Source organism: Flavobacterium sp. FG68 (genome assembly GCF_057808895.1).
This window is the reverse complement of the sequence record NZ_JBMDIY010000032.1, coordinates 14,096-30,752: the sequence shown is the minus strand read 5'-3', so window position 1 is coordinate 30,752 and position 16,657 is coordinate 14,096. Positions and strand designations below refer to the sequence as shown.

At 34.9% G+C, this 16,657-nt stretch carries 14 protein-coding genes; 1 reads left to right on the top strand and 13 read right to left on the bottom strand.

The features are described from left to right. Positions 1–4: 4 nt before the first annotated feature. The 4 genes from xth to ACODSB_RS18510 all read right to left on the bottom strand — a co-directional run bounded on the left by xth (position 5) and on the right by ACODSB_RS18510 (position 4,110). On the bottom strand, positions 5–781 hold the full coding sequence (gene xth, locus ACODSB_RS18525; RefSeq protein ID WP_488938127.1) for an exodeoxyribonuclease III: 777 nt from the start codon (positions 779–781) through the stop codon (positions 5–7). A gap of 71 nt (positions 782–852) precedes the next feature. Beyond that, complete coding sequence (locus tag ACODSB_RS18520) at positions 853–2,232, bottom strand: exonuclease domain-containing protein (RefSeq protein WP_488938126.1); 1,380 nt, start codon at positions 2,230–2,232, stop codon at positions 853–855. A 42-nt stretch (positions 2,233–2,274) separates the two neighbouring features. Then, positions 2,275–3,534, bottom strand: a complete 1,260-nt coding sequence (locus ACODSB_RS18515) for a Y-family DNA polymerase (protein ID WP_488938125.1) — start codon at positions 3,532–3,534, stop codon at positions 2,275–2,277. 126 nt (positions 3,535–3,660) lie between these two features. Further along, entirely contained in the window at positions 3,661–4,110 is a 450-nt protein-coding gene (locus ACODSB_RS18510; RefSeq protein ID WP_256637470.1) for a LexA family protein, read from the bottom strand. Between the two features lie 98 nt (positions 4,111–4,208). Between ACODSB_RS18510 and ACODSB_RS18505 the strand changes: the two genes are divergently transcribed. Next, entirely contained in the window at positions 4,209–4,982 is a 774-nt protein-coding gene (locus ACODSB_RS18505; RefSeq protein WP_073489531.1) for an XRE family transcriptional regulator, read from the top strand. 103 nt (positions 4,983–5,085) lie between these two features. Here the strand turns inward: ACODSB_RS18505 and ACODSB_RS18500 are convergent, their stop codons facing one another. The 9 genes from ACODSB_RS18500 to ACODSB_RS18460 all read right to left on the bottom strand — a co-directional run bounded on the left by ACODSB_RS18500 (position 5,086) and on the right by ACODSB_RS18460 (position 16,629). Then, the gene (locus ACODSB_RS18500; RefSeq protein ID WP_488938124.1) at positions 5,086–6,804 is read right to left on the bottom strand and encodes an ATP-binding protein; all 1,719 of its coding nucleotides are present in this window, start codon (positions 6,802–6,804) and stop codon (positions 5,086–5,088) included. A 110-nt stretch (positions 6,805–6,914) separates the two neighbouring features. Continuing rightward, positions 6,915–8,039, bottom strand: coding sequence for a sensor protein KdpD (locus ACODSB_RS18495; RefSeq protein WP_488938123.1), 1,125 nt, complete (start codon positions 8,037–8,039; stop codon positions 6,915–6,917). Between the two features lie 220 nt (positions 8,040–8,259). Next, positions 8,260–9,339: a porin gene (locus ACODSB_RS18490; protein ID WP_488938122.1), complete on the bottom strand. Its 1,080-nt coding sequence runs from the start codon at positions 9,337–9,339 to the stop codon at positions 8,260–8,262. A gap of 379 nt (positions 9,340–9,718) precedes the next feature. Further along, complete coding sequence (locus ACODSB_RS18485) at positions 9,719–10,270, bottom strand: K(+)-transporting ATPase subunit C (protein ID WP_488938121.1); 552 nt, start codon at positions 10,268–10,270, stop codon at positions 9,719–9,721. Positions 10,271–10,402: 132 nt separating this feature from the next. Then, on the bottom strand, positions 10,403–12,460 hold the full coding sequence (kdpB, locus tag ACODSB_RS18480; protein WP_488938120.1) for a potassium-transporting ATPase subunit KdpB: 2,058 nt from the start codon (positions 12,458–12,460) through the stop codon (positions 10,403–10,405). 272 nt (positions 12,461–12,732) lie between these two features. Continuing rightward, the gene (gene kdpA, locus ACODSB_RS18475) at positions 12,733–14,454 is read right to left on the bottom strand and encodes a potassium-transporting ATPase subunit KdpA (RefSeq protein ID WP_488938119.1); all 1,722 of its coding nucleotides are present in this window, start codon (positions 14,452–14,454) and stop codon (positions 12,733–12,735) included. Positions 14,455–14,521: 67 nt separating this feature from the next. After that, on the bottom strand, positions 14,522–14,599 hold the full coding sequence (gene kdpF / locus ACODSB_RS18470) for a K(+)-transporting ATPase subunit F (RefSeq protein ID WP_081909388.1): 78 nt from the start codon (positions 14,597–14,599) through the stop codon (positions 14,522–14,524). A gap of 140 nt (positions 14,600–14,739) precedes the next feature. After that, complete coding sequence (locus ACODSB_RS18465) at positions 14,740–15,021, bottom strand: DUF7674 family protein (RefSeq protein WP_026730398.1); 282 nt, start codon at positions 15,019–15,021, stop codon at positions 14,740–14,742. A 252-nt stretch (positions 15,022–15,273) separates the two neighbouring features. After that, a complete protein-coding gene (locus ACODSB_RS18460; protein ID WP_488938118.1) occupies positions 15,274–16,629 on the bottom strand; it encodes a sigma-54-dependent transcriptional regulator in 1,356 nt (451 codons plus the stop codon). Positions 16,630–16,657: the final 28 nt, after the last annotated feature.

Here is a 16,657-nt window from a genome sequence, read left to right as displayed (position 1 = left end):
CCATTTATTTTTTGTCAATTTCAATCCAAACAGGAGCATGATCGCTTGTTTTTTCCCAGCCTCGCACATGACGGTCAACACCACCCGAACGTAATGCTGAAGCTATTTGCGGACTCAGTAAAAAATGATCAATTCTTAAACCGGCATCCCGTTCGTAAGCATTTCTAAAATAATCCCAAAAAGTGTAAATTTTCTCGTCAGGATATAATTTTCGAATCGCATCTGTCCAGCCTTGCGAAACTATAGCCACAAAAGCTTTTCGAACTTCGGATCTGAAAAGAGCATCATTAACCCATTTTTCAGGTTTGTAAACATCCAGTTCTGTTGGCATAACATTAAAATCACCAACGATTATTACAGGAACTTTTAAACTAAGTAAAGTAGCTGCGCGATCAGCAAGACGATCAAACCATTTTAGCTTATATTCAAATTTGGGTCCCGGCCAAGGATTCCCATTTGGAAGATAAAGGCAGGCGATCACGATTCCATTAATCAAAGCTTCGATATAACGGCTCTGAACATCTTCATCATCTCCCGGTAGAATGCGTGTTACCTCTTCAATTTCCATGTTTCGGGCAAGAATTGCAACACCGTTCCATTGCTTTTGTCCGTGCCAAATCGCATTGTAACCGGCATCATTAATCGCTTTAAGCGGAAAATTATCCTGTGGCGCTTTTAATTCCTGCAGGCAGACAATATCTGGTGCAGCTTCATCAAGCCAGTGTAATAATACAGGCAGGCGACCGTTGATTCCGTTTACGTTATATGTTGCTATTTTCATGGTACATTTAATTAGTTGTATTATTAAATTTACTGATTATTAAGCATTTAATCGAGATTAATTTAATGTTCTTATTTCAGGAACTGCTTGTTAAAGAACACTTTACCCGGATGTTTTTCTGCGTAAGCAAAAATCAAATGTTCAATATATTGATTGCTTTTATAAGGCTCCGTATAGTTTTTTACTTCTAATGGATCATGAATAGAGACATCAGACGGAATATATCCCATGCCATGAAAATGTCCGTTTTCAATCCAAATACAACTGCGTTCATCCTTTGATCTTCCTTTGTCTATAATAGCAAAAGTGGGTCTGTTGGTCAATAAAAAATCAATAGCATTATCAACTTGCTCGTTATGAAGTACAACATCAGGCAGATCTTTTACTTCATTATTTTGAAAAAGTTCTCCTTCTTCGGGTCTGGTGTATTTGCAGAATCTATGGTCGATTTCAAACTGTTCTGCCAGACTTCTCAATAAATTTATTCCATCATATTGGCTATTAAATTCATGAATACAAATTTGAAATTTGCTCACTTTTCCAATGGCAAGATATTTATAACCGTTTCGGGCTTCGTATTGGTAGATTCCAAATTTCGCTTCAAAGCGTTTTAAAGCTCTGTTGTAAGTTGGCCAGAGTTTTTTGATTTCGGTACATTCTAATAAAAGCGCCATTAATTCTGTACCGCAGATTTCAAAAGAAATTCCGTGAATATCCCTTAAAAAATGCTGCCTTTGCGGATTAATATTGTTACCGCTAAAATGTGAAGCCACACGTTTTTTTACGTTGATAGCTTTCCCTACATAAATCACCTTTTTTTGTTGATTATAAAAATAATACACGCCTGGTTTTTCTGGTAAATTATTAAAATCATCAGGTGGCAGATTCGGTGGCAAACGCTGATCTTGTGCCGTTTTTTTGATCATTTTATCGATTTCTCCCGCATCGTCCCATTCCAGTAAAAGCGAAAATAAAATAGCAGTTGCATCTGCGTCTCCGCCCGCACGGTGCCTGTTTTCTAAACCTATGTTTAAGGAATTACAAAGATTTCCTAAACTATAAGAACCTAAGCCCGGTTTGATTTTTCTGGCTGCGCGAACGGTACAAAGTTTTTTTGCAGACCATTTAAAACCCGATTTTTCAAGCTGATGATGAACGAATGAATAATCGAAGTTTACATTATGAGCAACAAAAACACGATCAGTAAGCATTTCTAATACTTTCTCTGAAATATCGTCGAAAATAGGTGCATTAGCCACCATTTCGTTATTAATTCCTGTTAATCCAAAAATAGAAGGAGGAATGTCCTGCTCCGGATTAACGAGTGTTTCATAACGATCAAGTACATTTTTGCCATCATGGATAATAATAGCAATTTCTGTAATGCGGCTGCCACTGGCGTTCCCGCCTGTGGTTTCAATATCGACTATGGCATATTCCGTATTTTTCATCTTTATATAACGTAAAACCGATTGTTTTTCTGTTGTTTACATTTAAACTTTAACCGTAATAGCATCCTTGAGTGAAGTAGAAAACTTGGGAGATAATCTGTTCTGCTTCATTTTCCATTGCCGTCCCAACGACTGTACACCGAATTTAATTTTATTATTACCGTAACTCTGATTCATTTTATCAATTACACTCATTAAAGGCTGATGTTTAGGATTTGAAGTTTCGAATAAATTAAGCTGTGTTTCACTATTTGGCGTTAACCCCATTACAATTACACCTGCTTTTTTATAACGATAACCCTTTTTAAAAATAGCTTTAAATCCTTTTTGCGCAGCTTCATTAAGTTCTATTGTCGAATTAGTTGGAAAATCAGTAGTGATGGTAATACTTCGTGAATATTGTGATTCTTCATTCTTTATAAAACTCGTCTGGATAAATACAGTTACCATATTGCAATGACACTCCTGACGTCTTAATTTTTCAGCGCAAGTAGCTGTAAACGTGCTGATTCGTTCCGATATTTCTTCAAAAGTAGTATATCTTTTTTCAAAAGATCTCGTAGTTGCAATCATTTTACGGTCTGCTCTCTCTTCTAAATCCAAAGTTGGTTTCCCTTCTAATTCGTGTTTTAGCCGAAGTCCCACTACAGACATTTCTTTTCTTACCCAAGCGTCTGGAAACTGCGTAAAATCATAGGCCGTGATTATTTTTTTTAATTTAAGACGTTTGGCATGTTTTCTTCCAATTCCCCAAACGTCTTCAATTTTTGTCCATTTTAATGCTTTAATTCTTTTTTCTTCAGAATCAATACAATAAACACCTTGCGTACGATCTGCAAATTTTCGGGCAATTTTATTCGCTACTTTAGCCAAAGCTTTCGTAGGCGCAAAACCTATACTAACCGGAATTCCTGTTCCTTGAGTGACTTCTTTACGCATTTTTAAACCCAGCGTATTCAGATCAAATAAATCGTAACCCGAAAATTTCAGGAAAGCTTCATCAATACTGTAAATCTCAATTTCGGGAGTATAAGTTTGAAGCAGGTTCATTACCCGATTGCTCATATCGCCGTACAACGGATAATTTGAAGAATAAACAAAAATGTTTTTTTCTTTAAAAATAGATTCATACTTAAAAGCCGGAATGGCCATTGGTATACCCAGAGCTTTTGCTTCATCAGAACGCGAAATAACACAACCATCATTATTAGAAAGAATAACAATAGGTTTTCCTCTTAAATGTGGTTCAAATACTCTTTGGCAAGAAGCATAAAAATTGTTACAATCGACTAAAGCAAACATTTCTAAATGTGTTTTTTATTTCTATTTCTGTTCTGTCACCCTGAGCGAAGTCGAAGGGATTCATCGTATAAAGGTCTTCGACTTCGCTCAGACTGACAATCGACTTCGCTCAGACTGACAATGAACTTAAAAAGTTTTAATACAATGAACCACAATTCCCCAAATCACAAAATTATTTTCCGGGGTTACTTTTATAGGCTGATAATCTTCATTTTCGGCAATAAGCCAAATAATGTCTTTTTCTATTTTGATACGTTTTACAGTAAATTCACCATCGATTTGGCAGACGGCAATTTTATTATTCTGCGGTTCCAGACTTTTATCAATAATCAATAAATCACCATCATTGATACCGACATTTTTCATAGAATGTCCTTTAACCCGTGCAAAATAAGTAGTGTATTTATGTTTGATGAATTCTTTGTTGAGATCAATCGATAATTCGATAAAATCATCAGCAGGCGAAGGAAAACCTGCGCTGATACCAACGTCAAAAAAAGGTAGTTTTACTTTTGAACTTACATCCGGAATGTACAATTCTATTGATTTTGTGGTATTTATATTGCTCAATTTCATAATCACTTCAAAAAAATGTTTTTTTGTATAAAGCAAAATTAGTACAGTTGATAACATTTTTTTATATATTTGCTGTTCCAAATTATAACAAATTAATTATGTCCTTATTTTCAGATAACATCAGAGCATTGAGGGTTAAGCATAAAATATCGCAGGAGAAATTAGCTGAGAACCTTAGTATTACCAGAGGAAGATACGTTAAATACGAAGATGGAACTTCGGAAGCACCGTATGACATTTTAAAGAAAATTGCCTTATATTTTCATATGAGTATTGACTTGATATTATCTGTCGATATACGCAAAATTGATGTGCAAAATTTGATAAAACTGGAAGGAAATCGACTTATTTTACCTATTCAAGTGGATAGTTTTGGAGAAAACTTTATTGAAATTGTATCTCAAAAAGCAAAAGCAGGTTATCTAAACGGATATGCTGATCCGGAATATATTGAAAGTTTACAGCAGATTACACTTCCTTTTTTAGGACCGGGAAAACATCGCGGATTTCCTGTTGAAGGTGATTCAATGCCTCCACACGAAGATGGTTCTATTATTATTGGCCGTTATGTAGAAAAGCTGGGAGAAGTGATGGATGGAAAAACCTATATTCTTATCACTAAGAATGAAGGAATGGTATATAAGCGTCTCAATAAAAACAAAAAGAACGCCTTGGTTTTAGAATCGGATAATAGTTTTTATCCAAATTATGAAGTGAAAGCTTCTGATATTTTGGAGATTTGGGAATACGAATGTAATATTGGACGTTCGGATAAAAAACAAGAAATGACAGAAACGGGAGCAATGAAAGATTTGCTTTTAGAATTGAAAAGAGAAGTTCGAGAGATTAAGAATAATACTTCGAATACGTAATTTTTTTTGCCACGAAGGCACTAAGACACAAAGCTATTCAAAAATCTTTCAAATTCTTTAAATAAACTTTGTGTCTTAGTGCCTTCGTGGCAGGAAAAAAAATCTAAACCTTCAACGAAAACCAAAACGTACTTCCCAATCCTAAATTACTTTCTACACCAACACTTCCATTTTGAGCTTCAATAAATTCTTTGCTTATTGCTAAACCTAATCCGGTTCCGGATTTCTGACTTCCCGGAACCTGAAAATATTTATCAAAAACTTTGTCTTTATATCTTGTATCAATTCCTTTTCCAGTGTCGATAACCTGAAATACGATTTGATTATTTTCTTTTTTTAATTTGATGATAATTGTGCTTTTTTCAGAAGAATATCTTATTGCATTCGACAAATAATTAATCAAAACCCAGCCTGTTTTTTCGCTGTCGGCTTTTACGTCTTGCAGATTTTCATCGGCATCAATTAAAAGATTAATTTGTTTTTGATCAGCCTGAACTTTTACGGCTTCAACAGCATAATTTACAATTTCATGCGGATTACTTTTTTCGATATTTAACTGAATATTTCCCGTTTCTAATTGCGATAGATTAAGTAATTCACCCGTGATTTTCAATAAGCGCTGACTGTCATCTTTTATACTTTCTACCAATTGTTTTTGGTCATCGTTCATGTCACCTGTTTTATTGTTTTCAAGCAATTGAAGACTTAATTTTATAGACGCAATAGGTGTTTTTAATTCGTGCGAAACCGTTGCAATAAAATTGGTTTTGGCAAAATCAAGTTCTTTAAAAAGTGTAATGTTTCTCAGAATTATAACATCGCCAATATTAATTTCTTTTTCTTCACCAGTTGGAATTATGGTAATATTCAGAATTTCTTTTTCGAAATAACTTTCTTTTCCGTGTGCATAAATTTTAAGTGGCTGCTTTTTAGGAGAATCTGTATCCTCTTTTAAAATCAAAGAACGAATCAAATCATTGGACAAGGCTAGAGTAGAAGCCGATTTCCCGATAACATCTTCTAATTTTAAACCGATAATTTTCAACGCTTCATCATTGGCAAACAAAACAATTCCTTCATTATCCAGGCCAATAATAGGATCGTTCATATTATTGATTAAAGTTTCCAGTCGTTTCTTTTCGAAAAAGAGTTTATACAAATTACTGTCGTTATATTCCTGAAGTTTCTGTGCCATCGTATTAAACGATTTAGCCAAATCTCCAAATTCGCTATGACTTGTAAAGTGAACACGCTCTGAATAATTTTTATTGGCAATTTCCTTAATACTCAGCGTCAATTCCTTGATTGGATTGGCAATATTATTAGGCAGGTTAATCAGTAAATTAAAAGCAATTAAAAAACATAAAGTTCCTACAATAGCAATCCATAAATTAGCATTTTCGGCGGTATGTTTGGCGATATCGCTTTTCTGTTTTATGGCATCCAGATTCAATTTCATAATAGTGAAAATGTCCTGTCTAACTTGTGTTTTTAAAGCTTCATTAGAGCCGTTTTTCTCTAAAAGAGCAAAACTTTTTTCAAGACTGGCAGTTGCTTCTTTTTCTCCTGGTTCGGTAACATTTTGTGTTTGTTTTTCAAGATATTCCTTGAAAACATGAATCTTACTATCAGGGCTCGCTTTAATTTCATCCAAAGACAAAATCATATTTCGAGAATATTCCAGCGTATTATAATTTGCTTTCAGAATATTCTCTGTGTCTGCTTTTATCAAAAAAACAGAATAACCACTCACTAACGAAAGTATAATAATCATTAAAAATAATAATCCAACTCCCAGATTCAATTTGGTTTTAATTCTCATTTTATAAAACATTTTTTTGAACCATATAAGTAATATAAGAAAATGTAAGTACAGCTGATTAAGCATTCTGTTTAAATGAACTTATATTACTTATATGGTTTAATATTTTTTCACGACAGGATAACAAGATCTACATTTGATAAAGACAGTTTATTTAGCAAACGCCTAAAAATTGTTGTAGACAAAATTACTTTAAATAAATTCAAATGCGGTTTTCCTATGCAGACAGTTGTAATTTGTTTTTCTTCTGCAGTGATCAAAATCGCATCGGCAATATTTTTGTTTTCCAGTTTAATAACTTCTGCGCCTAATTGCACGGCGAGTTTAAAATTATTAATTAAATGCCGTTGTTTATCTAAAGCAATTTTTGTACTGCTTTCCTGCGGCGTTTCCACATATAAAACATACCACGATCCGTTGTAATAACTTGCCAATCGGGCTGCTTTTCTAATTACAATTTTAGCCGTTTTATCATTACTGCTTATGCAGGCCAGCAATTTTTCATGTCGTAAAGCATGAAGATTCGGAACTTCATTTTCAACTTTTCGAACGACCTGACTCGCTACTTCTTTCAAAGCCAATTCCCGAAGCTGTAAAATCTGTTCCGATTTAAAAAAGTTCGCCAAAGCCGTCTGAATTTTATCCGGAGTATAAATTTTTCCTTCTTTCAAACGCGCAATTAAATCTTCAGATGTTAAATCGATATTGACGACTTCATCCGCCAATCGCAAAACATTATCCGGAATTCGTTCCTGAACATCAATGTTTGTAATTCTTTTTACGTCTTCATTTAAACTCTCAATATGCTGAATATTAACCGCCGAAATCACATTAATTCCAGCTTCCAGAATTTCTAAAACATCCTGCCAGCGTTTTTCATTTTTGCTTCCTTCAACGTTCGTGTGCGCTAATTCATCAACAATAACGACTTCTGGACGAAGATTGATAATCGCCTGAACATCCAATTCTTCCAATTCTTTTCCTTTATAGAAAATGGTCCGTCTCGGAATTATAGGCAAACCCGCTAATAATTCATGCGTTTCCTTTCGCATGTGTGTTTCGATGTAGCCAATTTTTACATCGATTCCGTTTTTCAATAACGAATGCGCTTCCTGAAGCATACGAAAAGTTTTGCCCACACCGGCGCTCATTCCAATGTAGATTTTGAACTTTCCCTTTCGTGATTTCTGAATTAAATCGAGAAAGTGCTGTGCATTATTATTTTCGTTTTCCATATTTTTTGCCACGAAGGCGCTAAGTCACAAAGTTTTTTTTTAAAGCCACAGATTACACAGATTAAAAGGATTATTTTTTTTCGCGACGAATTACACAAATTTGCACAAATTTTTATTTAATATAATTCGTGAAAATTTGTGTAATTCGTGGCAAATAAATCTACACAAAGACATTAAAAAATCCTTTTAATCTGTGTAATCTGTGGCAAGAAATATTCCCCTAAAAACTAATCGCCAAGGAAGTCGTTACAAAAGTATTCGTATCCGTTGGAAGATTGTCTTTATTTGTGAAGATTTCGTCTTTACTTGAAAGATTTCTGGCTTCAATTCTAAACATAACATTATCAGTAACTAAGTAATCAAAGTTAGCTGAAAATCCATAAGTTTTAAAACCATTTGGCGTTTCAGTTGCGATAATTACACCTTTTTCATCACTGTAATATTCTCCTCTTACTGCAAGCTGAATTTTATCAACTGGTTTATATTGCAGAATCAAAACTGGCGAAAACCAAGTGTCGTATTTGTTACTATTTTTAGCCGATTGCTGAGATCCAACATCAAAACCAGCTGTTACGTTTGTTTTCTCTGTTACTTTAAATTGTCCGTAAAAATTGTTGAAATAACGCCATTTTTTGTCAATATCCGGCTGTTCATTTCCAACATAAGTACTCCAGTTTAAAACCACTTTATCAGATGGTTTGTAAGTAACCTGAGTTCCAAAAGCAGGCGTTTGATTTCCTTCGACTTTCTCAATTCTTTGCCAGCCGTTTAAGTACATTCCCGCCAAATACCATTTTCCGGATTCTGATGTATAACCAATTTTAACTCCCGTTTCATAATAAGGAGAATTCTCAGCCAAAATACTTCGCGTTAAAGTCTGACAGTCTTTTCCAATCGCACTTTCAAAACCAATGTGTGAAGGCATGATTCCCGCATCAATCCATAAATTATGGTTTTTCGAAATCTTTACACCAACATTCGCCTCGTAAACATTTTTCAATAAACCTTGCTCGGCAGACATATTATATTCGGCATAAGTTCCCGCCATCAAAGCAAAATTTCCTCGAATATTTTCTTTCGAATAATTCACTTTTGCCATACCTAAATTCAGGTTTACCTCGTTGCTTTTATTATAACTGTAAAAAAAGTTTGGCCGAGTATGATTTTCCGGTTTCCCGAAATCATAGCTGTAATAAGCGTCTACATATCCTGAAAATGTAAACGGACTTTTTGATTCTTCTTGTGCATGTAAATTGCAGTAACCAAAAGCGATTAAAGCAGTAAATATTATTTTTTTCATTTTGTCATTGCGAGGAACGAAGCAATCTCATCCTCTGAATTAAATTATTTATTTAGTAGATTTTTTAGGAGCTAATCCCGCTATCCGTTTCAATCTTTTGTGTCTCGTTAAAGAAACGAGACACAAAAGGATTTCCACTGCTATCGGGGCTAGGGCATTTGGGGTAAAAAAGGCGTTTTCGTTTTAGTTTTTATATCTAGTTTGTCATTCCGAGGAACGAGGAATCTGCGCAAGAAACTCCGTATAGAAATTCGCCAATCTTTGTCGAGCTACTCGCGGAGATTGCTTCGCCAGTTCGCTATCGCTCGTGTCCTCGTTCCTCGGAATGACAAGAATTACTGAATATCCGTTGTCAAACCCGACAGGTTTTTAAAACGTATCATTTTAACTGATCCAGCGCCACATTCAATTCTAAAACATTCACTGTTTCAGGACCAACAACAGCCGTATTAATTTTAGATTCAACCAAAGCTTTTACTTTAATTTCATCCAGTTTTCTTTCTTTAGCAATTCGTTTTACCTGAATCAGCGCCCCTTGTGGAGAAATATTCGGATCTAAACCACTTCCTGAGGCCGTTACCATGTCTGAAGGAATATCAGATTTTTTCAAGTACGGATGAACCAATAAAAGTGTATCAATTCTTTTTTGAACCAAAGCCAAATAATCGGCGTTGCTTGGCCCTTTGTTACTTCCGGCACTTCCGGCAGCATTATAATCAACAGCCGAAGGTCTTCCCCAGAAATAATTTGACTTATCGAATTTCTGACCAATTTTTTGATAACCAACCACTTTTCCGTTAACCGAAATAGTTTCTCCTTTTCCTTGATTTGGAGCCAATTGTGCGATTCCGTAAATCGCTAAAGGATAAATAACCGCAAACAAAATCAAAGTAAATACGGTAAGTTTTAATAGTGAAAATAGATTTTTCATTTCTTTTGAGATTCTAAGACTCTAAGATGCTAAGGTTCTAAGTTTTTTCTTAAAAGCTTATAGTTTAAAGTCTATGTTTTTAATTGAGTTTTGTGAACCTGACAGGTTTTAAAAACCTGTCAGGTTTAATTTTTACATAAAGAGAGCAACAATTAGATCAATTACTTTAATTCCGATAAAAGGAACAATCAAACCTCCCAAACCATAAATCAAAAGGTTTCTTTTAAGGATAGCACTAGCTCCAATTGGACGGTAATCAACACCTTTCAGCGCAAGCGGAATTAATATCGGAATGATAATCGCATTGAAAATTACAGCTGATAAAATCGCACTTTCTGGACTGTGCAAATGCATGATATTTAAACCTTGCAGCGCAGGTATCGCAGTAATAAAAAGAGCAGGAACAATAGCAAAATATTTCGCAACGTCATTTGCAATAGAAAAAGTAGTTAAAGTGCCTCGAGTCATTAAAAGCTGTTTTCCAATTTCAACAATCTCGATTAGTTTCGTTGGGTCATTGTCAAGATCGACCATGTTTCCGGCTTCTTTAGCCGCTTGAGTTCCGCTGTTCATAGCAACTCCAACATTCGCCTGAGCAAGGGCAGGAGCATCATTTGTTCCGTCACCCATCATGGCAACCAATCTTCCTTCGGCTTGTTCTTTTCTGATGTAATTCATTTTATCCTCAGGCTTAGCCTCGGCAATAAAATCATCAACACCAGCTGCTTCGGCAATAAATTTAGCAGTAAGCGGATTATCTCCTGTAACCATAACCGTTTTGATTCCCATTCTGCGTAAGCGCTCAAAACGTTCTTTCATTCCGGTTTTGATAATATCCTGAAGTTCGATAACACCTTGAACTTCATTGTTTTTGATTACTACTAATGGAGTCCCTCCGTTAGAAGAAATTGTGATTACTTGTTGGGCAGTATCTTCAGGGAAAGAATTTCCGGCTTGTTGCGCGATATTCTTCGCAGCATCCTGAGCACCTTTTCTAATATTAGTTCCATCTTTTAATACTACTCCAGAAGTTCTGGTTTCGGCAGTAAATTTTATAGTGTGTGAAATGTTATCTGTGAAATGTGAAATGTCTTCCTGCATTTTACCGTTTAAATTGATCGTTTTGCTCAATTCAATAATACTTTTTCCTTCTGGAGTATCATCTGCAAGCGAACTCAAAACAGCTGATTTTACAAAGTCATCAAAAGAAATTCCTTTTGTTGGATAAAAATTAGTTGCTTTTCTGTTTCCAATGGTGATGGTTCCTGTTTTATCCAAAAGTAAAACATCAATATCCCCAGCAGTTTCAACCGCTTTACCCGATTTTGTAATTACGTTAGCACGCAACGCTCTGTCCATTCCCGCAATACCAATCGCAGAAAGCAAACCACCAATTGTAGTTGGAATTAAACAAACAAACAAAGCAATGAAAGCCGCGATCGTGATGGGTGCGTTGGCATAGTCGGCAAACGGTTTTAGCGTAACGCACACAATCACGAAGATTAAAGTAAATGTGGCTAATAAAATGGTTAAGGCAATTTCGTTTGGTGTTTTCTGACGGCTTGCTCCTTCAACTAAAGCAATCATTTTATCTAAAAAGCTTTCGCCCGGTTCAGAAGTTACTTTTACTTTAATTTTATCAGATAATACTTTTGTCCCTCCGGTAACCGAAGATTTATCTCCGCCAGCTTCTCTAATTACAGGAGCACTTTCTCCAGTAATGGCACTTTCGTCGATTGTAGCCAGACCTTCGATAATTTCACCATCGGCAGCAATTAAATCACCAGCTTCACAAACGAAAATATCGTCTTTTTTTAATGCCGAAGAACTAATGTTTTTAATTTCGCCGTTTGGCAGAATTTGTCTTGCAGGAGTTTCTTCACGTGTTTTTCTTAAACTATCGGCTTGTGCTTTTCCTCTTGCTTCAGCAATTGCTTCGGCGAAATTGGCAAATAAAAGTGTTGCCAGTAAAATTAAAAACACAATTAAATTATAAGTAAAACTACCTTGATCTGCTGCTCCCATTAATATAGAAACGCAGACTGCAAACATAATGGCAGTTCCAATTTCTACGGTAAACATTACCGGATTTTTGATCATCATTTTTGGGTTCAGCTTGACAAAAGACTGCACTAAGGCTTCTTTTACCTGTTTACTTTCAAACAATGATGTGGATTTATTAGTTGTCATTTTCTTGTAAAAAGTTAAATGTTATTTGTTAAATGTTATGCGCTAAAAACACATAGATTATAGAACATAGCCAGCGGTTTTAACCGTTGGGACGCAACGTATATCACAATCTTTGTCCCTGCAATTCGTTTCCCGTGGTTGAAACCACGGGCTATATTGAAATGCGAATGGTAAAATCGTTATTCGAACTATGTGTGAAAACGAGTTTTCTTTTTATTCTTTTTTATAGATTTAAATTCTATATTTCTATGTGTTTAAAATATCCAGCATTTTTATTTTAAAGTAAAGAATTCTGCCAATGGACCTAAAGCCAACGCTGGAAAGAATGATAAAGCTGCGATAATTGCGATTACGGCAAAAGTCATGATTCCGAAAATTGAGGTATCTGTTTTTAAAGTTCCTGCACTCTCTGGAATGTATTTTTTACCTGCCAGTAAACCTGCAATTGCCAATGGCCCAATGATTGGAATAAAACGGCTTAACAGTAATACAATTCCTGTAGTGATATTCCAGAACGGATTATTATCTCCCAGACCTTCAAAACCAGAACCGTTGTTAGCAGCACTTGAAGTGTATTCGTATAACATTTCTGAGAATCCGTGATTTCCTGGATTGTTTAACCAGCCTGTTGCATTTCCGTTAAACCAATAACCCATTGCAGTGTCATGCGCAGCAAAATAAGAAGCTAAAGCAGTTCCGGCTAATATTAATAAAGGATGAAGAATAGCGATAAAAGCAGCAATTTTTACTTCCCGTGCTTCGATTTTCTTTCCTAAAAATTCAGGAGTTCGACCAACCATTAGTCCGGAAATGAAAACAGCCAGAATAATGAAAATATAGTAGTTCAAAATACCAACGCCACATCCGCCATAAAAGGCATTCACCATCATAGATAATAATTGCATAGCGCCAGAAACTGGCATTGAGCTATCGTGCATACTGTTTACAGAACCTGTAGAAATTACTGTTGTAGCAATACTCCAGAAACCTGACATTGCGGGACCAAACCGAACTTCTTTTCCTTCCATCGCTCCGGTTGCTTGTGCAATACCCATTTTTTCGATGGCTGGATTTCCGTTGATTTCACTCATAACTGTTGGAACAACCAATAGTAAAAATCCAACTGTCATTACACCAAAAATGATGTTTGATAATTTTCTTTTGTTGAGGTAAAATCCAAGAGCAAAAATCATGGCAAACGGAATAATCATTTGTGCCCAAAGCTCAACTCCGTTAGTAAAATAAGTTGGATTTTCTAATGGATGCGCCGAGTTGGCTCCAAAAAATCCACCACCATTTGTACCAATATGTTTAATAGCAATAAATGCTGCAGCAGGTCCGCGAGAAACTTCTACATGATCACCTTGCAGCGTTGTAATAGCATCTTTACCCTCAAAAGTCATTGGAGTTCCGCTAAATACTAGTGCAACAGCTACAATTGCTGAAAGTGGTAATAAAATACGAGTACAGCTTTTGATGAAATAATTGTAAAAATTACCTAATTGTTCTGTCGTTCTTTCTTTCATTGCTGTAAAAATCATAGCGGCAGCAGCCATCCCAATACCTGCAGAAACAAATTGAAGGAACATCAAGACGATTTGTGAAAGGTAAGAAACCCCGCTTTCGCCTGAATAATGCTGTAAATTACAATTGACTAAAAATGAAATAGCAGTATTAAATGCCAGATCAGGCGTCATTGATGGATTGTTATCCGGGTTAAGAGGTAAAGAACCCTGAAACAATAAGACAAAAAAGCAAAGAAAGAACCAAACCATATTAATACTTAAAAGTGCTTTTAAGTGTTGTTTCCAGTTCATTTCTTCAGTGGAATTAATACCGCTGATTTTAAAAATAAATTTTTCAATTGGATTGAAAATCGGGTCAAGAAGTGTTTTATCTCCCAAATAAACTTTAGCAATGTATTTTCCTAATGGAATAGCTAAAACAATAGTCAGGATAAAAATACCAATGACGCCTAATAATTCTGTGTTCATATATTTAATATTAGATTGTTGATTTTAGATTTCTTTGAGAGAATCTTAAATTCTAAAAATTCATTTTTTAAAATTTTTCGGGTTTGATTAATACATAAACCAAATACACGAAAACGGCGATTGAAATAATAAATAGTGCGGTCATGATTTAGATTTTTTCAAAAAATTCAACAGAGAGAAAACAAATTACAAACAGCACAACGGCCAGTAAGAGTAAAAGAAAAGTGATCATAGGATGATTATTTTAGATTTCAGATTTTAGATTGTCGTTTGGCGGTTAAACGATTAAACACCAGAGGCATTAACCTGCTTAATATATTCCGCTTTAAGTGTCTGCGGAAATAGATGAGAAATATTGCAGTGACGCACTTCCATAAAAGAAGAAACCGAAAAAACATACACATTAGAAATGGCATTTTTAGTTTCGATGCTTCCGGTTATAAACAAACGTTCGGCAAGAGCCAGACATTTCTTTGCTCTCACGATATTGCCTGAAATAATAGATTTTTTAGTGATTTCGGCAAACCGTTCAGCTTGTTTGTAGATTGAGGTTACTTGATTTTTCATTTGGAATGAATTTTTAATGTTCTCCCTCCTTATGCCAAAATATGTTCCGAAAAAGTTGAGTTACAGCTAAAGTGCTGTCAATAAAAGGAATGTAGTTATATGCCAAAAATTAGGCATAAAAAAAGCCTATCATTTTGATAAGCTTTTATTGAAATGATAGGTTTATTTAATTAATTATAAATTGTGAATTGTAAAATGTAGGCTCCTTTAAAATTGAAATTTGAAATTGCTATTGATATTGGAATTTGGAATTTAAATTTTGGAATTTTCTATCCCATATTCTTCCAGCTTTCTATACAAAGTCGCAATCCCAATTTCTAATAATCGTGCGGTTTCAGCTTTATTTCCTTTAGTATAATTTAAAACCTTTTGAATATGCAGTTTTTCAACACTCTGCATAGAGAAAGCCGACATTGATTTGGTGCTTTTTTCGGCTTGATGCTGCATTTCGTAAGGCAGAACATCTGAAGTTAAAGTATCGCCATTACTCAAAATAACTGATCTTTCTATAATATTTTTAAGTTCGCGGATGTTTCCCGGCCAGGAATAGTTTTCTAATTTCTGCAGAAAATCATCTGAGATATGTAATGTTTTTTTATTCGTTTTTTCAGAAAACTGTTTCACGAAATGATGTGTTAAAACCCCAATATCTTTAATTCTTTCTCTTAAAGAAGGAAGTTTAATTTCGAAGATATTCAAACGGAAATATAAATCAGAACGGAAACGATGTTCGTCGCTTTCTGTTTTTAAATCTCTATTTGTAGCGGCAATTAATCTAAAGTTTGATTTTTTTGGAGTTGTATCACCAACAGGAATATATTCGGAAGTTTCTAAAACACGCAATAATTTAGCCTGAAGATCAATTGGCATTTCACCAATTTCATCTAGAAATAAAGTACCGCCATTGGCTTCTTCAATAAAACCTTTTTTATCTTTTAAAGCTCCCGTAAAAGCGCCTTGTTTGTGTCCGAAAAGTTCACTTTCAAGAATTTCTTTACTAAAAGTGCTGCAGTTTAAAGCCACAAAAGATTTACCGACGCGATTACTGTTTTCATGAATGGCCTGTGCAAAAACTTCCTTTCCGGTTCCGGTTTCGCCAGTAAGTAAAACAGTCGAATCGGTTTTGGCTACTTTTTGTGCTAAATCAATAACCTGTTCAATTCCTTTTGATTTTCCGATAATAGTGCTGAAAGAATATTTATCGTTGATGCGTTTTTCAAGTTGCTGTACTTTCTTTTGTAAATGCACTTTTTCAACCGCTTTATAAAGAAGCGGAATAATCTTGTCGTTATCGTCGCCTTTTACAATATAATCAAAAGCGCCATTTTTCATTGCCTGAACGCCATCCGGAATATTTCCAAAAGCAGTTAAAAGAATAACTTCTATGAGAGGAAAACTTCCTTTTATATTTTGAAGAAAATCAACACCATTTCCGTCAGGCAGTTTTACATCACATAAAACAACATCAATATCTGTTTGTTCCAGTTTTTTAAAACCTGATTTTAAATCTTTGGCTTCGATAACTTCAAATCCTTCCGATTTTATAATACGCGCCAGCAGGCTTCTCAGTTTTTCTTCGTCGTCTATAATTAAAATTTTGTGTGTCATTTGCAGATAGCTAAAACCAAGTAGGTAT